The sequence below is a fragment of the Arthrospiribacter ruber genome, assembly GCF_019343195.1.
GTDB classification, from domain to species: domain Bacteria; phylum Bacteroidota; class Bacteroidia; order Cytophagales; family Cyclobacteriaceae; genus Arthrospiribacter; species Arthrospiribacter ruber.
Window position 1 is genome coordinate 201,007 of the sequence record NZ_RPHB01000001.1, and the last position, 22,642, is coordinate 223,648.

The 22,642-nt window shown below is 37.7% G+C and carries 17 protein-coding genes; all 17 read left to right on the forward strand.

The annotated features are described in order from the left end of the window. Nucleotides 1-26: 26 nt before the first annotated feature. Nucleotides 27-899 carry a glucose-1-phosphate thymidylyltransferase RfbA gene (gene rfbA / locus EGN73_RS00845; protein WP_219286155.1) on the forward strand — a complete coding sequence of 291 codons (873 nt, stop codon included), beginning with the start codon at nucleotides 27-29 and terminating at the stop codon, nucleotides 897-899. A gap of 678 nt (nucleotides 900-1,577) precedes the next feature. Beyond that, a complete protein-coding gene (locus EGN73_RS00850) occupies nucleotides 1,578-2,321 on the forward strand; it encodes a polysaccharide biosynthesis/export family protein (protein ID WP_219286157.1) in 744 nt (247 codons plus the stop codon). 5 nt (nucleotides 2,322-2,326) lie between these two features. Further along, nucleotides 2,327-4,684 (forward strand): GumC family protein, encoded by a 2,358-nt coding sequence (locus EGN73_RS00855; RefSeq protein WP_219286159.1) that lies wholly within the window; start codon nucleotides 2,327-2,329, stop codon nucleotides 4,682-4,684. 30 nt (nucleotides 4,685-4,714) lie between these two features. Beyond that, the gene (locus EGN73_RS00860; RefSeq protein ID WP_219286161.1) at nucleotides 4,715-6,517 is read left to right on the forward strand and encodes an ABC transporter ATP-binding protein; all 1,803 of its coding nucleotides are present in this window, start codon (nucleotides 4,715-4,717) and stop codon (nucleotides 6,515-6,517) included. Between the two features lie 44 nt (nucleotides 6,518-6,561). Further along, nucleotides 6,562-7,599 carry a glycosyltransferase family 4 protein gene (locus tag EGN73_RS22735; RefSeq protein WP_219286163.1) on the forward strand — a complete coding sequence of 346 codons (1,038 nt, stop codon included), beginning with the start codon at nucleotides 6,562-6,564 and terminating at the stop codon, nucleotides 7,597-7,599. Nucleotides 7,600-7,604: 5 nt separating this feature from the next. Then, a complete protein-coding gene (asnB, locus tag EGN73_RS00870) occupies nucleotides 7,605-9,488 on the forward strand; it encodes an asparagine synthase (glutamine-hydrolyzing) (RefSeq protein WP_219286164.1) in 1,884 nt (627 codons plus the stop codon). Continuing rightward, on the forward strand, nucleotides 9,485-10,483 hold the full coding sequence (locus EGN73_RS00875) for an N-acetylneuraminate synthase family protein (protein ID WP_219286166.1): 999 nt from the start codon (nucleotides 9,485-9,487) through the stop codon (nucleotides 10,481-10,483). The genes asnB (EGN73_RS00870) and EGN73_RS00875 overlap by 4 nt, the downstream gene beginning before the upstream one ends. A gap of 18 nt (nucleotides 10,484-10,501) precedes the next feature. After that, complete coding sequence (gene neuC, locus EGN73_RS00880; protein WP_219286168.1) at nucleotides 10,502-11,656, forward strand: UDP-N-acetylglucosamine 2-epimerase; 1,155 nt, start codon at nucleotides 10,502-10,504, stop codon at nucleotides 11,654-11,656. 68 nt (nucleotides 11,657-11,724) lie between these two features. Beyond that, complete coding sequence (locus EGN73_RS00885) at nucleotides 11,725-12,426, forward strand: acylneuraminate cytidylyltransferase family protein (protein ID WP_219286169.1); 702 nt, start codon at nucleotides 11,725-11,727, stop codon at nucleotides 12,424-12,426. Nucleotides 12,427-12,432: 6 nt separating this feature from the next. After that, on the forward strand, nucleotides 12,433-14,124 hold the full coding sequence (gene asnB, locus EGN73_RS00890; RefSeq protein WP_219286172.1) for an asparagine synthase (glutamine-hydrolyzing): 1,692 nt from the start codon (nucleotides 12,433-12,435) through the stop codon (nucleotides 14,122-14,124). A 1-nt stretch (nucleotide 14,125) separates the two neighbouring features. Further along, the gene (locus EGN73_RS00895) at nucleotides 14,126-15,499 is read left to right on the forward strand and encodes a hypothetical protein (protein ID WP_219286174.1); all 1,374 of its coding nucleotides are present in this window, start codon (nucleotides 14,126-14,128) and stop codon (nucleotides 15,497-15,499) included. Nucleotides 15,500-15,512: 13 nt separating this feature from the next. Further along, nucleotides 15,513-16,664 carry a glycosyltransferase family 4 protein gene (locus EGN73_RS00900; RefSeq protein ID WP_219286176.1) on the forward strand — a complete coding sequence of 384 codons (1,152 nt, stop codon included), beginning with the start codon at nucleotides 15,513-15,515 and terminating at the stop codon, nucleotides 16,662-16,664. Nucleotides 16,665-16,672: 8 nt separating this feature from the next. Then, nucleotides 16,673-17,818 (forward strand): glycosyltransferase, encoded by a 1,146-nt coding sequence (locus tag EGN73_RS00905; protein ID WP_219286178.1) that lies wholly within the window; start codon nucleotides 16,673-16,675, stop codon nucleotides 17,816-17,818. Nucleotides 17,819-17,825: 7 nt separating this feature from the next. Beyond that, complete coding sequence (locus EGN73_RS00910; protein WP_219286180.1) at nucleotides 17,826-18,914, forward strand: glycosyltransferase; 1,089 nt, start codon at nucleotides 17,826-17,828, stop codon at nucleotides 18,912-18,914. A 13-nt stretch (nucleotides 18,915-18,927) separates the two neighbouring features. Continuing rightward, on the forward strand, nucleotides 18,928-19,902 hold the full coding sequence (locus EGN73_RS00915) for a hypothetical protein (RefSeq protein ID WP_219286182.1): 975 nt from the start codon (nucleotides 18,928-18,930) through the stop codon (nucleotides 19,900-19,902). Further along, a complete protein-coding gene (locus tag EGN73_RS00920; RefSeq protein WP_219286184.1) occupies nucleotides 19,902-21,071 on the forward strand; it encodes an acyltransferase family protein in 1,170 nt (389 codons plus the stop codon). Before EGN73_RS00915 ends, EGN73_RS00920 begins: the two co-directional genes overlap by 1 nt. A gap of 68 nt (nucleotides 21,072-21,139) precedes the next feature. Then, complete coding sequence (locus EGN73_RS00925; RefSeq protein WP_219286186.1) at nucleotides 21,140-22,555, forward strand: O-antigen ligase family protein; 1,416 nt, start codon at nucleotides 21,140-21,142, stop codon at nucleotides 22,553-22,555. The last annotated feature ends 87 nt before the right edge of the window (nucleotides 22,556-22,642 follow it).

Genomic DNA, 22,642 nt, shown 5'->3' on the forward strand with positions numbered 1-22,642 from the left:
TTGAGATTTTCAAAATTAAACTTAAAGTGAAAGGAATAATATTAGCTGGAGGTTCAGGAACGAGGTTATACCCGATCACCAAAGGAGTATCTAAACAACTTTTGGCGATTTATGACAAGCCCATGATCTATTATCCTATGAGTGTGCTAATGCTGGCAGGTATAAGGGATATCTTAATAATCAGTACCCCGGAAGATTTGCCAAATTTCAAGAATCTTTTTGGAGATGGGAAGGATTTGGGGATCAGTTTGTCTTATAAAGAACAACCAAGTCCAGATGGTCTTGCGCAGGCATTTATAATAGGAGAAGAATTTATTGGAAGTGATAACGTTTGTTTGGTATTAGGGGATAATATTTTCTATGGTCATGGATTCACTCAATTATTGAAAAATGCCGTAGAAACTGTCCAAAAAGATGGAAAAGCTACTGTATTTGGCTATTATGTCCAAGATCCTCAAAGGTATGGAGTTGTTGATTTTGATAAAAACGGAAACGCTCTCTCAATAGAAGAGAAACCAGAAGACCCTAAGAGTAACTATGCTGTTGTTGGGTTATATTTTTATCCTAATTCCGTGATCAAAATCGCTAAATCTATCAAACCAAGCAAAAGAGGAGAGCTGGAAATCACCTCTGTCAATCAAGATTACCTTTACAAGGGGAATTTGAAAGTTGAACTTATGGGTAGGGGATATGCATGGTTGGATACAGGTACCCACGAATCAATGCTCGAAGCTTCGAATTTTATCCAAACCATAGAGAAAAGGCAGGGCTTAAAGGTAGCTTGCTTGGAAGAGATTGCTTATGATATGGGATACATCTCAGCTGAACAATTAAAGGGATTGGCTGAGCCTTTATTGAAAACGGAGTATGGTCAGTACCTCAAAAAGAAAATTAAATAAAAAGTAGTCTTTTGATATCCTGTGTTTCTGTTTATGCGGTCATTTAATTGGCGAATTGAAGAAATTATTTTGTTGGCCTCATTAATTGAAGTAATTTTCCAATTGGATTTAATTTGAATGATTAATTTCTATTGTTAATTCAACCCCTATATTCTTCTTAATATCCACAACTTTAATTACGCTGAAAAGCGATTGGGAATTTTTTGTCTTTTAAATCGTTGAACAAGCTAAGTTATCCAAATGGGACTGAAAGGGCGAAGCTCTCAGAATCTTTTAGCAGTTGTTTCACTTGCAGGGATTAAAGGTTAATATTTTCTTTAAAAAATTTTAATAGAAAGATTTTATTTAAAACCAGAGTATAAAGAAAGAAAATTTACATTAGGATCCGAATAAAGTTAATGTTTTTATTTTGAAAGTATTTGATTAGTTTCTAGGGTTCTTAAAGAGTTAATTATAAATATGGATTCTTTCAAAAAAATCTGCCTAATTAAATTACTTGATACTAAAATGCTATTAATTTTCATTGGAAAAAAAATACATATATTTGAAGAGTTTAATATCATAGTTGTGTGATTCATAATTGAGAAAATGACAAGGAAAAAAAATAAAGCTTTATTCTTTAACTTATTGATAGTCATTTCAATAAGTTCATGTATTTCCAATAAAAGGATCATGTATATGCAAGATTTTGGTGATGAATCTGATCCAATGGTCTACACAGGTGAGAAAATCAGGTATCAATTTGATGAATATTTATTGCAGTCTTATGATATAATTGAGATAAATATTAAAACCACTAGTCCTGAACTTAATGAACTTTTTGCAGTGGTAACTGGCGGTGATGGCAATAATAATATGGGAATGATGGGAGGAGGTCAAGGAGGAGGTGATATCTTTTTCATGAATGGTTATACACTTGATGATGAAGGAAAAGTCGAATTACCCATAATAGGAGAGCTTAGCCTTGTAGGATATACAACCAAACAAGCCAAGAAGCTGATAGAAGAAGAAGTAAAAAAATATGTAAATGAAGATGAGTTTTTCGTTCGAGTTAGGCTTGGTGGAATCAGGTTCAGTGCTTTGGGTGAGTTTAATGTTCCAGGAAAGTTAACTGTATTACAAAACAGAGTTACTATTTTTGAAGCCATTGCTGCTGCAGGGGATATGAATATTATAGCTAAGAGAAATGAGCTTGTTTTGGTAAGGCAATATCCTGATGGGTCGCAAATCCATAGAATAAACTTAAACGATAAAAATATATTAGGTTCTGAGTATTATTTTATCAGACCCAATGATGTACTTTATGCAGAGCCATTAAGAGTAAGAGAAGTTGGTACTGCCACCAACTTTATACAAACCCTTACTTTAATTACCTCCACTATTACAGCTATTGCAATTACTGCGACACTTGTTAGAAATTAATTTATATGAATGAATTCGATGAAAACGAATTTTCTGAACGGTCAGAAAGTTCGTTTGATATTAAAAGTCTGATACCAAAAGTCGTAAAAATATGGCCTTGGATCCTACTTTCTATCCTTGTTTTTTTCCTTTCGGGTTATTACTGGACAAAGACAACTGTACCCACCTACATTGTTACTTCAAAATTCTTTATTAAAGAGAAGGAGTCAGCGTTAGCGCTATTCGAAAAACCAAGCATCACTGAGGTGGGAAATGTAGGGCTTCAAAATGAAGTGATCATTCTGAAATCCAAGCCTACAGCAGAAGCAACTTTGAAAAATCTTGATTTTGACGTTGAATATTTCCGAAGAGGGACTTTTATAGATCATAGGCTTTATAAAAATACCCCTGTATTAATACAAGTGGACTGGAATAGTGCTCAGGTTACTAACGGGCTGGTCAATTTATCTTGGGAAAATGACACTCATTTTACACTAACCTTTGAGGATGATAATTACACAAAATATCTTCCAGACGGAACTTCAACCGCTTTTAAAAACATACCTGAACCAGAAAAATTTCCTTTTGGAGAATGGGTCGAGACAAACCACTTCAGGTTGAACATTGCCAAAGTAGACCCTGAAAAATCAGGGAGCATACTGTTTAAAGTAAGGGATCTTAAGTCCCTTACCAATCAGTTTTCTAGTGCATTGAAAGTGTCTGCCGTTGAAAGAGGAGCGTCAATTATGAACCTCTCCATTAATACCACCAATGTTGCTGTTGGTGAAAACTACTTGAATACTCTAATGCAAACTTATTTAGCTAACGAGCTTCAGGAAAAGAATGAGGTATATGCCAATACGATAGCTTTTATCGACGGTCAGGTTTCGGGAATAGCAGATTCATTGAGGTTTTTTGAAAGACAACTGGAAAGCTTTAGATCCCAAAATAGATTTTTTGATTTGAGTGCAGAAGGTTCTGCTGTATTTGGACAGCTTTCCGAACTTGAGGGTCAATTAAGTGAGGAGAAATTCAAAAGGACTTATTATCAAAGCTTAAAAGACTATCTGGTAAGAGAAAATTACCGGGACTTGGTTGTCCCTTCTGGAATAGGTATTGAAGATCCCATTTTAAATGCGCAAATAGAAAATTTGCTTTCCCTTCAGGTTGAAAAATCAAGACTCCTGGCCACCCAAAAGGAAATTTCTCCTGCGGTTAGAGAAGTGAATAGAAAAATTGATAATCTTAATAGTTCTATAAGAGAAGTTTTGACCAACGTTGATCAAAATGCTCAACGTTTAATTTCTGAATTGGAAAGAAGAATTTCTGAAATTGAAGGTTCCTTCAGAAACCTCCCACAAACAGAGCAGAATCTCATTCGAATTGAAAGACAATTTACATTAAATGAAAACCTGTATACTTTTTTAATGGAAAAGCGATCTGAAGCAGCAATAACCAAAGCTTCAAATACAGCCAATAATAAGATCATAGAACCAGCAGACGGAGGGTTTCAGTTAGCTCCAAGACCTTTGAGAAATTATATGGCTTCCATCTTTTTGGGATTTTTGTTTCCTGTTTTAATAGTGGTTTCCAGAGAGTTTTTCAGAACAAAAATTGAAGATGTCAAATACTTGGAGAAATTTTTGAAAACTTCTGTTGTGGCTACAATCTTATTGAACAAAACCACAGACAATTTGGTAGTTCTCAAGCATGGGAAATCCGGAATTGCTGAAGGCTTCAGATCATTAAGAGCAAACTTGAGATTTTTACAGCCCAACGAGGATAAAATTTCCCTGATGGTGACTTCTACAATTTCAGGCGAAGGAAAAACTTTTTGTGCCATCAATTTGGCTTCAGTCTACTCTCTGACCGGTAAAAAAACTATTTTGGTTGGTTGTGATATGAGAAAACCTAAGATTTTTGGAGACTTTAATGTTTCCAATAATCAGGGGCTGTCAACTTATCTGAGTGGGCAAGAAAAGGATTGGAAAAATGTCATTAATCACACTGAATTCAATAATCTTGATATTCTGGTTTCAGGGCCAACACCGCCAAACCCTGCGGAGTTGCTTTTTACGGAAAGGTTTGAAGTTCTAATGAACGAGCTCAAGGAACAATACGACGTAGTTATTCTGGACACCCCTCCTGTGGGATTGGTCAGCGAAACATTAGACCTTTTGGCCCATGTTGATTTTACACTATTCCTGTTTAGGCAAAATTACAGTCAGCGGGCCTTTGTGGAGGCATTGAATGGGTTAAAATCAAGTAAGAACCTAAAAAATATTTATGCGGTCTTCAATGGTGTAGATTCAAGTAAAGTTACATATGGCTATGGTTACACCTATGGCTATGGATATGGCTATTATGAAGATGATAAAAAATAAGAGAGAATTTTCAGTTTACATATCTTCACGATGATTAAGAGAATTTTCGAAAAATATTTCAGGCATTTTCTATTTTTTTATTCTTTTTTAGGGTACAAAATCATCATTCTGCTCGTATCAAGTTTATTGGTAGGTTTACTGGATGGTTTTGGTCTGGCCCTCTTTATACCTGTTTTCCAAATAGCAGCTGATGGTTCTGACATAACTGGGGCGGAAGCTGATTCTATGGGTGAACTCCGGTTTTTGCTGACCTGGATAGAAGGGCTTGGTTTTGATCTCAACCTGAATGTCGTCATTACATTTATGGTCATTCTTTTTGTTTTAAAAGCGATCATGAGATTTTTGGACGGTTATTTTAAGATCAAACTTCAGAACCAGTTTGTGAAAAAGCTAAGGTATCAGCTCGTAGATGGACTAAGTGACTTGGGATATAAAGAGTTTTTGAATTTTGATTCGGGCAAAATCCAAAATACACTTGCATCGGAGGGAATCAAACTAACTTACGGCTTTTTAGCTTATTTCAACTCTTTACAGCATGCAATTTTGCTATTGGTTTACATTGGGTTGGCTATGCTTTCTAACTTCCAGTTTGCGATTTTGGTTAGTATCGGCGGATATCTGTCCAACCTTGTATTTAAATACCTTTTTACCAATACTGAAAAAGCCTCTATTGGTCTATCTAAACTTGGAAATACATTTCAATCATTTCTGGTGCAGGCTGTATACAATTTCAAGTATCTCAAGGCTACTGATTATTTTTCATCCTATAAATTGAAATTGAAGGATGTCATAGATAAAATTGAACATAATCAAAGAAAAATAGGGATTTACTCCGCTATCATGTCCAGTGCAAGAGAACCTATTATTCTTGCAGTTGTGGTTCTGATTATTCTAATTCAGGTAAATGTATTAGGAGGAACCATGTCCTCTATTCTTCTGAGTTTGATTTTTCTTTACAGGGCACTGAATTATATTGTCACCTTACAGGGAAGTTGGCAAGGTTTCATTTCAAATATTGGCGGGCTTCTGGCTTCAGTAGACTTGATAAGAGATTTTAAACTAGGCAGAGAACAAATCAAAGAACAACCAACTGTAGATCAAATTCAAAGTCTGCAGTTGAAATCCATTTCTTTTTCCTATCCTAATGGTTTTCGCGTGCTTGAAAATGTTGACATCAACTTAAGGCCATTGAGTACATATGCTTTTGTTGGAGAAAGCGGTAGCGGTAAAACAACTTTGGTCAATTTAATTATTGGCTTGATTAATCCTACCGAAGGCCTAATAGAAGTAAACGGAGTAGCAAGAAAAAATGTAAATATTTCCACTTATAGGAAACGTTTTGGATATATTACTCAGGAGCCTGTTATTTTCAATGACACAATTTTTAATAACGTCACTTTATGGGACGAGAAGTCTGCTTTAAATTTAAAACGTTTCGGGGAAGCAATTCAGTTGGCAAACCTGCAGGAATTTTTATCAGAACTGCCTGACAGAGAAGACACCTACCTTGGGGATAACGGAGTCTTGATCAGTGGAGGACAGAAACAACGAGTTTCGATTGCTAGGGAGCTGTATAAAAATGTTGATGTTTTGATATTTGACGAAGCTACTTCGGCCTTGGATTCCGAAACAGAAAAAGCTATTCAGACAAATATTGACAATCTGATGGGCAAGTTTACTATAATCATTATTGCTCATAGGTTGAGTACGATCAGAAAAGCCGATACCATTTATCTCATGGAAAAAGGTAATATCAAGGATGAGGGGACATTTGATGAGCTGATCGATAAAAGCAAGAAATTTAAAAGGATGGTAGAATTACAGGAGTTTTGAAAAGAGATTTAAAAATTCTTATTTCAAATGTTGAAATTCCTTCCGTGAAACTAGGTAGTTGGAATAACAGAATTTCTGTTTTGATCAAGAATAATCCTGAATTTTTCGATTTTATTCTTTCCCCAGGGCATTCAATTCCTCAGAAGAATGTGGTCTGTATTAAAAGAAAATGGATTACGTATCATCCTTTTTTCTATAATTTTCAGCTAGGCAATTGGGTAGCAAAGGATTTTATCCGTGCGGTTCAAATGCTTGGTAAAGGTGCAAAAAGTATCAAATTGGTAGTGATGGATGATTTAGTGCTATGCGAGGCCTTGGCTAGCCTAAAATACAAAATGTCCTGTCACGTTGAATTGATATTTTCATATCATGGGCATCAGCTTCAATTACCTGAAAGATTCGGGCATGAAATTGACAAAGTTTTCTTTTTGACCAACTTGGGCTATCTAGAATCCATGGCCGTAAATAAAGTATTTTCCCCGGAAGTATTTATTGTTGGTAATGGAGTAAAATCTGATCTCTTTTTTCCTTTGGAAGCCAATCAAAAACTTCATCTTAAAAAAGAAATGGGTTTTGAACCTGAAGATGAATTGGTTGTCTGGATGGCCAATGCCAGACCAGCAAAAGGACTTCATATTTTTCTAAAAGTGATAGAGAAACTTGGAATAATGTATCCAAAGCTCAAATTTTTAATCATAGGAAATACAGGAGTGATAAATACAGGGAATGCAAAAATCTATCAGATTGGTAAAGTCTCTCATGACCGATTATCTACTTATTTACAAATTTCAGACTATTACTTCTTCACTTCCCTTTGGAAAGAAGGTTTCGGTTTATCTCTAGTGGAGGCAATAAAGTGTGGGTTGAAGGTGCTCACTTCAATTAATGGAGGAATAGGAGAAGTGATTGAAGGCTCCAAGGGCGTTTTGAAGGTTAATGAACCTAACAAAGTGCAGGCGTGGGTCGAATCATTTGAAAAACTCAGGGAAATGGAACATGAAGTGCCATCAAATGAAGAATTAAATAATTTCCATAATTATGAAAATTGGGAGTTGAAATTTAAATCGGCCATAGAGGCTTAAGATATATGTGTGGAATAGCTGCAATTTTCTCTGTTTCCGGAAACATCTCATCAGGAGATAAGGAAGGAATGGATAGGGGGATCTTACTCCAAAATCACAGGGGGCCAGATGCAACAGGTGTTTTTAGTGATGATCACGTGGTTCTGGGGCACAATAGACTTTCCATTATTGATCTTTCAGATAGTTCCAACCAGCCATTTTACAGGCCTGATTTTGGTTACAGAATAATATTCAACGGAGAAATATACAACTATCGCGAGCTTAAATGGGAGTTGATACAAAAGGGGTTTGAATTTCATTCCGACTCAGACACTGAAGTAATTTTAGTGGCCTACAAAGCGTATGGGAATAAGGTCTGCAGCAAACTAATAGGTATGTTTGCCTTTTTGATTTACGATGAGAAGCAGAAGTCGATTTTTGTTGCAAGAGACCGGTTCGGAGAAAAACCTATTTTTTACACTTTTGACGGGGAAGACAAAGTTTACCTAGCCTCCGAACTTTCTGCATTGGCAAGCATTTACCCAAGAGATCTTACCATAAATCAAAATGCTGTAGTAGACCTTATTGAAAACCTTTATATCAGTGATTTCCACACGATTTACAGAGAAGTTAACCAATTCCCTAAAGCACATTATCTTTTGGGAAAGCATAAGTTTGAATTAGTGCAATACTATAAACTTCCTTCGGAGTTGGGTGAAAATATCCCTTTTGATGTGCTTAAAAAGCACACCAAAGATAAACTCTATGAAATCATACAAAGAGAACTGCATGCTGATGTTCCCGTAGCCTCCTTTTTGAGCTCTGGAATTGACTCTTCCCTCATTACAGCTATTGCAAATGACTTAAAGCCCGGAATTCAGGCTATTACAATGGGAACCAGTGATAAAAATATGGATGAAACTTCAGGGGCGAAGGAATTTGCCAAAAAACTGAACATTAATCATGAGGTCGTTCCCGTTGATATAGATTCACTGAGTAGGCTTGGAAATATTTTGAAGGATATTCAGCCCCTTGCAGACGCTTCGCTAATTCCGTCATTTATGGTGACTGATCAAATAAAAAGCAGGTACAAAGTCATGTTGTCCGGGGATGGAGGGGATGAATTATTCGGTTCTTATAACAGGACAAACCTTTATCAGAGTGTGAAATTCCGTGGTATTCCAGGAGGTAATAAAGTTATAGAAAAGGTTCTTGGGAACCACAGTTCTTGGGTTGAAAAGCAGTTTGCAACCCGGCTAAATGACCGAAATAGAATGACCCTTGGTGGATGGAGTGGTTATTACAGAAGACACAACTTGAATAACTCACTTGTTTCCAAAGTTTTTAACAAAAGTAAAAATATTCATGCGACTTGGCAGAAATTCGTAGAATTGGAGAAAGAGCTGGGGGAAAATCACTCCAAAATTAGCTTCCATATAGACTATGCAACCAAACTTCCGGGTGCATTTCTGTATAAGATTGATTCTGCGGCCATGCACAGTAGCGTTGAGGTTAGAGCCCCTTTTTTAGACCATACACTAGTGGATTACTTGATGTCTGTTCCTGTTGATTCTATGATGCCGAACCGGATTGACAAAGAACTTACAAAATCAATTTTGGAGGATTTTACAGGAAAGGTAAAGCATGGACCTAAAAAGGGTTTCTCCATACCCTATGCAAGTTTTATGCAAAATGAATGGGGAGAGCTGCTTGAAAGCATGATTCTTGAAGGAGTATCTTCCACATATTTTGATTTTAACAGGGAGGGTATAATTAGCTTGATCAAGCAGCACCGAACCTCGCCTACACCAACACTAGCGAGGGTTTTGTTCGGAATATTGGTATTGGAAATTTGGCTAAGAGTATTTCACCTCAAGGTACCTCATGATTTCTTAACCCAAAAAATATGATAATAGCAGAAATAGGACAGGCTCATGACGGAAGCCTTGGTCAGGCTCATGCATTTATTGATGCCCTTGCAGGCACAGGGGTTGATGCTGTTAAATTCCAGACCCACATTGCTGAGGCAGAGAGTTCTCGGTATGAACCTTTCAGAGTAAAATTCAGCTATCAGGACGCTACTAGGTTCGATTACTGGAAAAGAATGGAATTTAGCTTTGACCAGTGGTCAGAGCTCAAAGCGCATTGTGAAGAAAAGGCGATGGAATTCATTTCATCACCTTTTAGTATTCAGGCTGTGGAATTATTGGAAAAACTTGGGGTTCAGAGATACAAAATAGGCTCTGGGGAAGTTAGTAATTATCTGATGCTGGAAAAAATAGCACAAACAGGAAAACCTATTATGCTGAGTTCAGGCATGAGTTCCTACGCAGAATTAGACCAAAGCGTTGGATTCCTCAGAAATAGAGGTGCAGATATAAGTATTCTTCAATGTACAACAGCTTACCCAACGTCCCCGGATCTTTGGGGGCTAAATGTCATCAATGAACTCTCCTCAAGGTACAATGTTCCTGTGGGTTTTTCAGACCATAGTGGAGATATTTTTGCATGCCTTGCCGCTGCCAGCTTGGGGGCCACTATATTTGAGTTTCATGTTGTGTTTGACAAGAGGCAGTTTGGCCCTGATTCTGCATCTAGCCTTCAGGTTGATGATGTGGCAAAACTCTGTGAGGGAATCAAGCAGATTCAAATGGCTACCCAAAACCCAATAGATAAAAATGATAATTCTAAATTTTCAGAGTTGAAACAGATTTTTGAAAAAAGTCTATCCCTCAACAAATCCAAAAGAAAAGGGGAACTGATTTTAATAGAAGATTTAGAAGCAAAAAAACCGGGAGATAGAGGTATTCCTGCCAGCAACTATGCTTCTGTTGTTGGTAAGAAAGCTGTAAGAGATATTCAACAATGGGAATTTATCACCAGTGAAATGCTTTCAGGAAATTGATCCTAAAAAAAATCAACAATGGCAAAAAGAAAAATCTGTGTCGTAATTACAGCAAGGCCGTCTTATTCCCGGATAAAAACTGCCCTAGAGGCAATCAATAAACACCCTGATCTTGAACTTCAGCTCGTAGTTGCTGCCTCTGCATTGTTGGACAGGTATGGCTCAGCAGTCAATTATATGGTTAAAGATGGTTTTGAAATCTCAGCAAAAGTTTTCAACATCCTTGAAGGTGAGAATTTGACTGCCGCAGCAAAGACTACAGGAATTGGGATACTTGAGCTCTCCACTGTTTTTGACAACCTAGCTCCTGATATAGTGGTCACTGTAGCAGACAGGTTTGAAACTATGGCTACTGCTATTGCCGCATCTTATATGAATATCCCACTTGCCCACATACAGGGTGGTGAGGTTACAGGTAATATTGATGAAAAAGTAAGGCATTCTATCACTAAATTGGCCGATTACCACTTTGTGGCCTCTAATGGAGCTTACGAAAGGGTAGTGAAGCTCGGGGAGAATCCTGAATTTGTATTCAATACGGGCTGCCCAAGTATAGATTTGGCTGCGGGTGTAAAAGAAAATCCCCGCCTGGATTTTGAGCCTTATCAAAAGTATGGTGGGGTAGGAGCTGCTCCTGATTTGAAAAATGGGTATTGGGTGGTCATGCAGCATCCGGTTACTACAGAAGTGTCACTTTCTAGAAAACAGATTGAGGAAACTTTGCATGCCATGTACGAAATCAAGGAACCAGTTTTGATGTTTTGGCCAAATGTAGATGCTGGAGCAGATGGGACAAGTACAGGTATCCGGTCTTTCAGGGAAACCCACAAGCTGGATCATTTCCATTTTTTCAAAAATATGGAGCCTTTAGACTTTCTACGTGTTTTATGCAATAGCAAAGGATTAATCGGCAATAGCAGTGTAGGTATCAGAGAATGTGCTTTTTTAGGTGTCCCTGTAGTCAATATTGGAAGTAGGCAAAACAAAAGAGACAGGGGGGACAATGTCATAGATGTTGGTTATTCAAAAGATGAAATACTTCATGCTATAAAAGCCCATACCCGTCATAAGCCATCAACTTCTCATATTTACGGTGGGGGAGATGCAGGTAAACAAATAGCCAAACTGTTGTCAACACTTCCTTTGGTGTTCCATAAGACCATTACATTTTAGGAATCGCTGTGAAATATTATGATCAACATATAAGACTCTGATCAAATGCGAAAAATCAAAATTAAAGAATGAAAATCCTTGGCATAATTCCAGTTAGGGGAGGTTCAAAAGGAATTCCTGGCAAAAACATTAAATTACTGGGAGGGGAACCTTTGATTGCTTATACAAAAAGATCCATAGACGAATCTTCTTTACTCAGTAAGGTTGTGGTAAGTACAGATGATGACGCAATCAGTAAAGTTGCTCTGGACTTGGGTTTGGATGTGCCTTTTACAAGACCCTCATCTCTGGCAGATGATCAGGCGCCTACTCTGGGAGTGATTATCCATTGTCTGGATTACTTTGAAAAAAAAGGAGAAACTTTTGATGCAGTATGTATCCTACAGGTTACCAGCCCATTTAGAAGAAGAGGGATGATAGATGAAGCGATTCAAAAATTCAGCAGTTCGGGTGCAGATACTTTGGTTTCTGTGCTTCCTGTCCCGCATGAATATAACCCACATTGGATTTTTGAGGAAAATGAAGAGGGCTTTCTTTTCATATCTACGGGAGATGAAGCTTTGATTTCACAAAGACAAAAATTACCTAAAGCATACTTCAGGGACGGAGCAATCTATTTAACCAAATCATCAGTAATAAAAGAAAGAGACTCATTATTTGGGGAAAAGTTAACTTATATCTTGGGGGATCCAAAATTCCATGTCAATTTAGATACACTGGAAGACTGGGATGAGGCAGAAAAAATCATCAAGAAAATCAATAATTCATAATATCATATGTGTGGAATTGCAGGAATTATTGGTCACAAGGCCAATATTCACGCCTTAGAATCAATGCTCAAAATCCAAAATCATAGAGGTCCAGATCATACCGGGACCTTTTTTGTGAACGGAGTCTGTGCATTGGGACATAACCGATTAAGTATTTTGGATTTAACAGAGGCTGCAAATCAGCCCTTTGTATCTCCTGATAGGCGTTACTTCCTGACATTTAACGGAGAGATATATAATTATATTGAACTGAGATCTAAGCTTAAAAATAAATTCACTTTCAAAACACAATCTGATACAGAAGTTTTGCTTTATGCTTATTTGGAGTGGGGTGAAGCATGCTTGGATAAACTAAAGGGAATGTTTGCCTTCGCAGTATGGGACAGCCATGAAAAAGTGCTTTTTGCTGCTCGAGATAGATTTGGTGTCAAGCCTTTTTACTTTTCGCGACAAGACGACTGTTTTTATTTTGCCTCTGAGATCAAAGCTCTGTTTGAAGCAGGCATACATAAGTATCCTAATGAGAAAGTCTGGAGTACTTTTTTCGCATACGGCTTTAATGGGACGGGCAAGGATTCATTTTGGAAAGATGTCTTTCAACTTCCCTCAGGATCATACTTGATATACAAAGACAAGGAGTTACGGATAAAAAGATGGTATGACTTTGTTCAAAACGTCAGCCAAAAAGGTATGCCTACCAAAATCGATGATGTGACAGAGAGATTAATGGAGCTTTATGAAGAAACTATTAGACTCAGGTTTCGTGCTGATGTACCAGTAGGCTTCAATTTAAGCGGAGGTGTTGATTCCAGTTTTTTGCTTTCAATGGTTTTGAAGTTTTATGGAAAGGAAAATATCCAAGCTTTTACTTTCTTTACAGGAGATGAAAGGTATGATGAGTTATTCTGGGTTGAAAAAATGCTGGAAAATACTGGTTTTCAGCTTAATAAATGCCTTATAAAAAGTGAAGAGGTTCCAGCATTAACAAAAAAAATGTCCGATCATTTATGTGAACCATTTGGCGGAATTCCCACACTAGCTTATTCCAAGCTATTCTCCATTGCAAGAGAATCGGGGGTTTTGGTTCTTTTGGATGGTCAAGGTTCTGATGAGGTTTGGGCAGGTTATGATTATTACCTGCAATCCGAGGATAAACTGGTACAGGGGAGTAAAAAGTCACCGGTAAAGCCGGAATTGCTTCAAAAAGAGTTTTTGATGCATTCTGAATACCCAGATACCGTCAAGCCATTTGAAAACCGTATTTTAAATCTTCAGTATAGAGATATTTTCTTTTCAAAATTGCCCAGAGCTCTGAAATACAATGATATGGCAAGTATGATTAATTCTGTGGAATTGAGAGAGCCTTTCCTTGACCATGAACTTATGGAGTTTGTATTCAATCTACCTATGGACTTTAAGATTAAGGATGGTGTGCAAAAATCTTATTTAAGGGATATTTCTTCCAAGTTTTTAAACAATCAGATTTCTTATGCACCAAAGAGACCACTTCAGACACCTCAGAGAGAATGGCTAGGAAATGAATTGTCTTCTTGGGTAATGGATCATGTCAACCTGCTGTACAAGACTGGTTGGCTTGATAAATACCAGACAGAAGCGGCCCTGGACAATTATATGAATGGTGATCAGGAAAATAGTTATTTTCTTTGGCAACTGGTGAACGCAGCGCATTGTATTTAATATGAAAGTTTGTTTTTTAATCCCTGACGGGGTAGGTATTCGGAATTATTTGTACAGCGACGTTGTAAAGGGGCTTATTGAACAAGGCCATGAGGTCATTGTGTGGCATAGTCTGGGGAAAGATCTTATCCTTCAAGTAAAGAGATATATTGATGTGGATTTTGAGGATTTTGACTTCATCCACAGACCTGAAGCACCTATAGTCAAGTTCATCAGGGAATCAGCAGTTTTAGCAAGACTGAGGAAAAACAGGGAAATACGGTCAAACCCGACAATTTTAAGTAACTGGAACCCTTCCAAAAAGGGTTGGAAAAACAAAATTTTTTATAAGGGGGTTGAGATTGTTTCAAACTACCTCAAGGATTTTTCGGCAATCAGTAAATGGGAGGAATATGGTTTTGAAAAATCGAAATCAGGTATTTCCTTTCAGGAGGCTAAATCTTTTCTTCAAGAGCAAAAGCCTGATATACTTTTCTGTACCCACCAAAGAGTACCTTCTGTCACCTCAGCATTGATGGCAGCCAAAGCGATAGGCATTAAAACCTACACAGCAATATTCTCCTGGGATAATCTCCCCAAAGCACGACTGCCTTTCAGAACTGATAAATATTTGGTCTGGTCTCAGTATATGAAAAATGAGTTGCTTACTTATTATCCAGATATCAATGAAAATCAAATTGAAATTACAAGTACTCCCCAGTTTGATTTTTATAGGAAAAAAGAACTAATTTATTCCAGGGAAGAATTTGCCCAGAAGTATGGCTTAAACCCTACTAGAAAATGGGTGTGTTATTCTGGTTCCGATAGTATTTCTTCTCCCCATGATCCGGATTACCTGGAGCAGATAGCATGCGCTCTTAGACAGAATGAAAATGTGCAATTGATTTTTAGAGAGGTCCCAGTTGAATCCAATAAAAGGTTTCAAAAAGTTTTTGAAAAGCATCCTGAAATCATTAATATATCTCCTGAATGGGTAAAAAGTTCTCAATGGGGCAGCTTTTTTCCTATGCCTAGTGATATTAGGCTTTTGGTAAACTTAGCCTATCACTGTAATGTAGTCATCAACCTAGGATCTACAATGGCACTGGATTTTGCAGTTTTCAATAGCAATGGACTTTACCTGAGATATGACCAGCCATATGAAAAAGAAAGGCTTGTAAAACATATCTATAATTACGAGCATTTTTCGACCATGAAGGGCTTAGATCCCGTAGGTTGGATAGATGCTGAAGAGGATATTCTTTCTAAAGTCAATGCAGCATTGGAGAGGCCTGAAAGTATCGGGCCCGACAGATTAAAGTGGTTCCATAGAATTGTGGAGCCTGATAAAAATCATACTTCTTCCGAAAGGATTGTCCGATCACTAACACAGTAATTTATCACGCATTATGCATATAGTTTTTCTGACGAATGAATATCCGCTTGAAGGTGTCATTCATGGAGGAGTTGGTACTTTTTTAAAACTTCTTTGTCCCGAGCTTGCACGAAGAGGGCATGAGGTAACAGTTTTGGGTCTTGGAGATGTTTCTCAGATGCAGTCAGTTACAGTGGAAGGCGTAAAGGTAATCACCATTCCTTTCTCCAAAACACCTAAAGTGAAGGCTCTGTTTAATTTCAAAAAAATCAACAAGGCCTTGGAAGAAATTAACAGACAATTGAAAATAGATGTGGTCGAAGGACCTGAAATGTCATTTTCATTCATTCGAAAAATACCAGGTGTAACGTATCTGATCAGGATGAACGGCGGCCATCATTTTTTTTCCGAGGCTGAGAAAAGGAGGGTAGACAGGTGGAAGGCCTATCAAGAAAAAAGGTCATTTGAGAATGCAGATGCAGTTTGCGGGGTGAGTAATTATGTAATGGAGCATACCAAAAATTATATTGATTTTTCAGAAAAGCAAGGCCCAGTGATTTTTAATCCAGCCAATTTTACAAATTTTTACAAAGCAGATCCCGAAAAGGCAGTCTCCGGAAGACTCTTTTTTGCAGGGACTATTTGTGAAAAGAAGGGAGTCCGGCAAATCATCAAAGCATTCCATCAGGTAAAAAGAAAATTTCCACATACAGAACTTTACTTGGCTGGAAGGGATTGGACTTATCCTGACGGTAGCTCATATACTGAAAAAATCAAAGAGATTATTGAGGAGGAAATCAAGTCTTCCATCCATTTTTTAGGAGTATTGCCCAATTTAGATGTGCCCCAATGGATAGAGTCAAGTGAAATCTGTGTCTACCCCTCACATATGGAAGCTATGCCTTTGGCATGGATTGAGGTAATGAGTATGGGTAAACCGTTTGTAGCTACTAAAATAGGACCCGCTTTTGAACTGGTTGATGATGGGGTTTCCGGATTGTTGGCAGACCCCTTGGACCATGATGAACTAGCTTCCAAAATTATGGAGATATTGTCGGATGAGGCATTGAAAGTCCGGTTGGGAGAAAATGCCAGAAAAAAGGTTTTGAAAGAGTTTTCCTTGGAGACCATAGCCGACCAGAGCATTGCCTATTATTCAAAGTTGGTTCAAAACAAACAAAACTGATTGTTCCCATGGGAGGGAAGCAAGTTTCAAATTTTCTGATAGTAACGCATGTCCCTCACGTGTTGAGAAATGGTCAATACTGGGCTTATGGGCCATATGTTAAAGAAATGAATATTTGGCTCAAACAAGTTAAAGGAGTCACCATTGTTGCTCCTTTGAGCAATGATGAAGAGCCCGATCCGATTGATTTAAGCTATCAGCATGCGCAGATTAATTTCGAGTCAGTTAAAGGTTTTGACTTAATAGGTGTTCAGTCTATACTAAAGGCACTACTGAATGTGCCTTTTATTATGGTGAAATTATGTTATCAGATGAATAGAGCTGACCATATTCACCTGAGATGTCCAGGAAATATGGGAATGCTTGGGGCAATCGCTCAATTGTTTTTCCCCAAGAAATCCAAGACGGTGAAGTATGCAGCAAACTGGGATCCCAAAAGTCGCCAACCTTTCACTTACAAACTTCAGCAGAAACTGGTTAGTAACACAGTCTTGAGCAAGAACATATCTGTGTTGACTTATGGAGATTGGGAACCGGGAAACCCCAATCTCATACCTTTTTTCACGGCGTCATATTCTGAAAAAGAGATGGAAGCCTGTAAACCCAGAATTCTACAGAAAAACTTGCCTATTCGGCTGATTTTTGTGGGTGGGCTACAAAAAGCCAAGAACCCTATGCTTAGTTTAAGAACTTGTAAAGTTTTAGTGGAAAAAGGCTATAGTGTTCTGCTTGATTTTTATGGACAAGGACCAGAATTAGATAGCCTGAAAAGATATACTTTAGAAAACGAACTGGTTGATGTAGTGAGTTTTCATGGAAATGTTCCTGCTCGGGAAGTGAAAAATGGATTTCAAAATGCTCATTTCCTCATTTTTGTATCTGAAAGTGAGGGTTGGCCAAAAGTTGTGGCCGAATCTATGTTCTGGGCTTGTCTCCCATTGACTTCTCCTGTTTCTTGCGTTCCCTATATGCTGGGAAATGACCTAAGGGGAGATTTGGTAGGTGATGATGTAGAAGAAATAGCCTCAAAAATCGAAAACTACCTGGAATCTCCTAAAACCTATACTGTAAAAGCGATGAATGCCATGAAATGGTCCAGAAAATTCACCCTTGAAAAGTTTGAATCGGAAATAATTAACATCCTAAGTAACTGATTCAAGCATGAAGATTCTTCAAATTATTGATACATTGGAAATGGGCGGAGCGGAAAGAATGGCTGTCAATATAGCTAATGCACTTAGTGAAGACGGATTAGCGTCTTTTTTGGTTGTTTCCAGAAAGGAGGGACCACTTGCAAAATTTTTGCTGCCACAAGTGGGTTTTTTTTGCCTAGGAAAAAGAAAAACTTTAGACTTTGCAGCTTTCAAAAAACTGATAAAACTGGTAAAAGATATTGAACCTGATGTGCTTCATGCGCACTCCACCTCCATTTATTGGGCAGTAGCAGTCCGACTCTTTTTTCCTAAACTGAAATTGGTATGGCATGATCATCTTGGAGTGAATGAGGAAGTGATCAGTGAAAATCCTAGAAAGGAGCTAAAGATACTCAGCAAGTTTTTCCATGGCATAATCACGGTAAACTCTGAGATAAGGGACTGGTGGATAAAGACGATTGACTTTTCTCCAAAAAAAATAAGATATATCAAAAATTTTCCATTTTTGAATATTGAGGGGGAAAAAGTGTCAAACAGAATTCCAATTATTTTACATGTGGCCAATTTCAGAAAGGAGAAAGGTCACCTAAATCTTCTTAAGGCTGTAGAAATTCTGATAAGTCAACAATTTGATTTTCGTTTGAAGCTTATCGGACAGATCATGGATGAGGAGCTTTACCAGGAAATAAAGAAACTCATAGATTCCAATGGGTGGGCCGAAAAAATAAGTATACTTGGGCCTGTGGAAGATATTGGGAAAGTTCTCCAGAGCGGTGATATAGGTCTTGTGTGTTCAGATAGGGAGGGTTTACCTGTGGCATTACTTGAATATGGATTGGCAGGCTTAAAAGTCATATCTACAGATGTGGGTATATGTGCTGAAGTGTTGGGACACGGCAAATTCGGAAGTGTTGTCCCTGCCAACAGTCCGGATAAATTGGCATTGGCTATTCAGCATGTGTCCCAGGAAATTAATTCATCAGAAAAAAAAGCCATGGATTTCCAGTATCATGTAAAGGAAGTTTATGGAAGCAAACAGTTTTTGACAGCATATTTTGAATTTTTCCGCGAAGCTGGTTTAGGTTTAGAAAATTAAAATTAGTATCCCATTGAAAGTTTACATTCATAACATTTCAAATTATTATTCTTCTTACTATTTGCATGGTTTTAATAAAGCAGCAGATTTGGAGTTTACCTGTTCCAAAGAGTTTGAAACCTATAACAACAGAGGATTTCTGATTTTTGAAATCAGCGGAAAGCTTGGGGTAGTTGACAATCATGACCCCATGGGGGTAGATGAAAAACTTCTTGATAAAGTCGACTTTTATTTTGCCACCAACAAGGTGAAAGGACACGAGGCTTATGAAAGAGAAAATGTATTCCCTTTGTTCCCCCATTACCCCGTCAATGTGCATAAAGATTATTTCAGCGTCTTTAAACTAAAGCCTTTCATCAAAATCCCTCCAATTGCTCTTTTGAAGGAATTATATGCTCAAAATTTGAGAACTAATTATAAGGAAGAGGTTTTGAATTACAGCTTTTCGAATTATGTTTTTTTTTCGGGATCTATATGGAAAAAGGAAAAATGGGCCAATGAACTTAGGGCAGCTTTTATTGAAGCTTGCAAACAAAACCCATCAATAGAATTTGAGGGTGGCTTTGTAAGGAGAAAAGATGGAGCTCATGGTGCTTATGACCACTTGTTGAACAACCGGGCTTACAGCCCGTCGGATTTTGCAAAGAGGTCCAAGAAGTCCATGATCATATTTAACAACCCAGCTGTATTGGGAGCAGTTAGCTGGAGATTGGCCGAAAGCCTGAATTTTGGGTCCTTTGTCTTATCTTTTCCTTTCAAAATTTATCTTCCTGTCATGCCCAGACACGAAGAGGAAATACATTACATTCATGACAGTGGAGAGTTGCCTGATGTGATCAACTTTATAGCCCGAAATGAAGCATATCACAAAAAAATTGCTTTTGGGGGAAAACAATATTTTGAAAAGTATTGCAAGCCTGAAACACAGGTAAGCTACTTGATCGATGTACTTTCAGGTAATACAAGTCCCCTTCAGAGTAGTCAATAATGAATTGGAAATTTACAACTTTATTAAGGAGAAAGACTTCGGGTGGAAACTTCATTCCTGAAATTGACGGTCTAAGATTTTTTGCTATTTTCACAGTTCTAATATTCCATCTCAATACGTCCTATTCCAGAGAGTTAGGCGTGGATTGGTTGGTCTATCTGCCGGATCACAGTTTTTTAAATATAGGTTGGTGGATTGTAAGAATGGATCTGGGAGTGAAAGTATTCTTCGGTATCTCTGGGTTCATATTGGCGGTTCCTTTTATCAAACACTATTGGTATGGTGGTAGGGCAATTTCCCTGAAGCAATACTTTATCAGAAGACTGACAAGACTCGAACCACCATTTATTGTGACCTTGGTTTTGTTTTTTCTGGTACATATTCTTGTACTTGGAGCAGACACCGCTGAAATGCTGCCGCATTTTTGGGTTAGCCTGTTTTACCTGCATACAATTGTATATGAGATGCCATCCATCATCAACCCGGTTACTTGGAGCTTGGAGACTGAGGTCCAATTTTACACCATAATTCCATTTTTGGCCATGGTGATTTTTTTAAAAAAACATAGTGTGTGGGTTCTTTTAAGCTTATTGCTATTTTTTATGGCATCGATTTTTGCAAAAAATTACATTTATTCCCACGTTACTCCTGGGTGGGATTTTACAGTATTCGTCTTCTTAAGTAATTTTTTGACAGGTTTCTTTTTTGCCTTGCTATACTTGCATTATCAGGTTTATTTCAAGACAAAGTCTGTTTTATGGGATGTTTTTGGTTTGATCTCCATTTTCACACTTTTTTATTTTTATAAGCCGCAAGTGGATATGTTGAACAACTTTCTTTTTAACCTGTCAATACTTCTGCTTTTCATAGCGACTTTCAAAGGGAACCTATTCAACTGGTTTTTTTCTAGATCAATTATTTATTTAATAGGTGGAATGTGTTACACCATTTACTTGATTCATTATCCTTTTTTTCATTTGCTGATGAAATTTATGGTGAAGTATTCAGTATCGAATGATTATTTACTGAATCTACTTTGGCAATTAGGAATTGGAATTCCATTGGTATTGTTGGTTTCAGTAATATTTTTCGTCCTTGTGGAAAAACCATGTATGAATAAGGATTGGCCAAAAAAAATAAAAGCAAAAGTGTCAAACCTGATAAATTAAAGGAGCGTATCTTTCAGGATATTTTATATCGCCTTTCTAATTTGAAAAACATTTAAACTGGGTAAAAATTGCTGAAGTATATAGTTACATCCAAATACCCCATGATCTGGCTGGCATTCCATGCGCTTTTGGGTTTGGCATCGGCATTTTCACCATTACCGGTCATTGTTTGGTTTTACCTGGTTGCTATATCATCTATTTTCTGGGTATTGCAGTCTACCCGTTCACCAGCCCCACTTATTCTCTATACAGTTTATTTGACTTCATTTGAACTGTTAGCCAGGATGGCTGGAACCTCGCCCTTCATTCCCTATGAGCTTGGTAAATATCTTTTGTTTGCATTAATGATTTTTGGAGTGTTCATGTACCAGACCAAAAGCTATATAGGCCTGGTTATGTTTGCTCTTTTGCTTCCCGCATTGATTATTGATGAATCTGGAAGAGTTGAGTGGCTTGATTTGGTTTTCAATGTTTTGGGGCCTTTAAATGTGGCTTTAGCTGTTTGGTTTTTTTATAAGAAAAGGGTTCCTGAAAAGGTACTTTCATATACTATATTGCTGGCTGTATTGCCCTTGGTTTCAGTTTTAAGTTTTACACTATACAGAATCCCTGATTTTGATGATGTAGATTTTGAGCTTGGTGCCAATACCCTTGCTAGTGCAGGTTTCGGATCAAATCAGGTTTCCACAGCCTTGGGCTTGGGTGCTTTTTTGGTTTTTGTGATTTGGTTGAACAAATGGAAACTTTCAGGGCTAAGGTGGATAGATGCGCTTATATTTTTGGTGTTCAGTGTGCAAGGATTACTTACTTTTTCTAGGGGAGGAATGTTTGGAACGGTAGTCGGTGTTGTTGTAGTATTGTTCTTCCTCTCGATGAGCTCGGGAGAGCAAATCAGACGCTACAGGCTTCCTAAAATTGGCATTTATGTTATACCAGCAATTTTGTTGATTGTTTCAGCTTTTTATGTTGCCAATGAACTTACACGAGGTATGCTCTTACTGAGGTATCAGGGAGAGACTGCTGGTACACTTGCAGGAGCCAAGGAAAAGGATTTGAATACATATACTACAGGCAGGTTTGAAATTTTTACAGGTGATCTGGATTTATGGGAAGAGAACATTCTTTTGGGTGTTGGAGCAGGAGCTTCGAGGTATCTCAGAAATACCATGGAGGAAGTTGCTGCCCATGTTGAGTTGAGCAGATTGTTAGCAGAACATGGGCTTCTGGGGTTGATTTATTTTATTTTACTCTGCTATGTGGGATTGGTCAACTTCAAAAGACACCGAAACCCTATGATTAGGGGACTTTTATTGGCATTCTTTCTGGTCGGAATATATACCAGTTTTCATGCAGCCATGCGTACTTTTATATCACCCATGATGATTGGTTTAAGCCTTCTTTTTGTGGTTCAGCCGAAGAGGAAAAAACCAATTAAAAAATTAAAGTCAGAAGAAAAGCAAAAACCTGTTTTGAACATATTATGATCTACTCGTTTCTGTTAAAAAACTTTTTACTTCCTTTTGGAGATAAATTTTTGGGAGGTGGGCTGCCGAAAAAAATCAAGAATCTTC

What these genes read in the sequence shown, in the direction of transcription:
- EGN73_RS00900 (WP_219286176.1), top strand. Translation starts at nt 15,513, where the DNA reads ATGCATATAGTTTTTCTGACGAATGAATATCCGCTTGAAGGTGTCATT.
- EGN73_RS00850 (WP_219286157.1), top strand. Translation starts at nt 1,578, where the DNA reads ATGCAAGATTTTGGTGATGAATCTGATCCAATGGTCTACACAGGTGAG.
- asnB (WP_219286164.1), top strand. Translation starts at nt 7,605, where the DNA reads ATGTGTGGAATAGCTGCAATTTTCTCTGTTTCCGGAAACATCTCATCA.
- EGN73_RS00875 (WP_219286166.1), top strand. Translation starts at nt 9,485, where the DNA reads ATGATAATAGCAGAAATAGGACAGGCTCATGACGGAAGCCTTGGTCAG.
- EGN73_RS00860 (WP_219286161.1), top strand. Translation starts at nt 4,715, where the DNA reads ATGATTAAGAGAATTTTCGAAAAATATTTCAGGCATTTTCTATTTTTT.
- neuC (WP_219286168.1), top strand. Translation starts at nt 10,502, where the DNA reads ATGGCAAAAAGAAAAATCTGTGTCGTAATTACAGCAAGGCCGTCTTAT.
- EGN73_RS00855 (WP_219286159.1), top strand. Translation starts at nt 2,327, where the DNA reads ATGAATGAATTCGATGAAAACGAATTTTCTGAACGGTCAGAAAGTTCG.
- EGN73_RS00920 (WP_219286184.1), top strand. Translation starts at nt 19,902, where the DNA reads ATGAATTGGAAATTTACAACTTTATTAAGGAGAAAGACTTCGGGTGGA.
- EGN73_RS00895 (WP_219286174.1), top strand. Translation starts at nt 14,126, where the DNA reads ATGAAAGTTTGTTTTTTAATCCCTGACGGGGTAGGTATTCGGAATTAT.
- EGN73_RS00885 (WP_219286169.1), top strand. Translation starts at nt 11,725, where the DNA reads ATGAAAATCCTTGGCATAATTCCAGTTAGGGGAGGTTCAAAAGGAATT.
- EGN73_RS00905 (WP_219286178.1), top strand. Translation starts at nt 16,673, where the DNA reads ATGGGAGGGAAGCAAGTTTCAAATTTTCTGATAGTAACGCATGTCCCT.
- asnB (WP_219286172.1), top strand. Translation starts at nt 12,433, where the DNA reads ATGTGTGGAATTGCAGGAATTATTGGTCACAAGGCCAATATTCACGCC.
- EGN73_RS00910 (WP_219286180.1), top strand. Translation starts at nt 17,826, where the DNA reads ATGAAGATTCTTCAAATTATTGATACATTGGAAATGGGCGGAGCGGAA.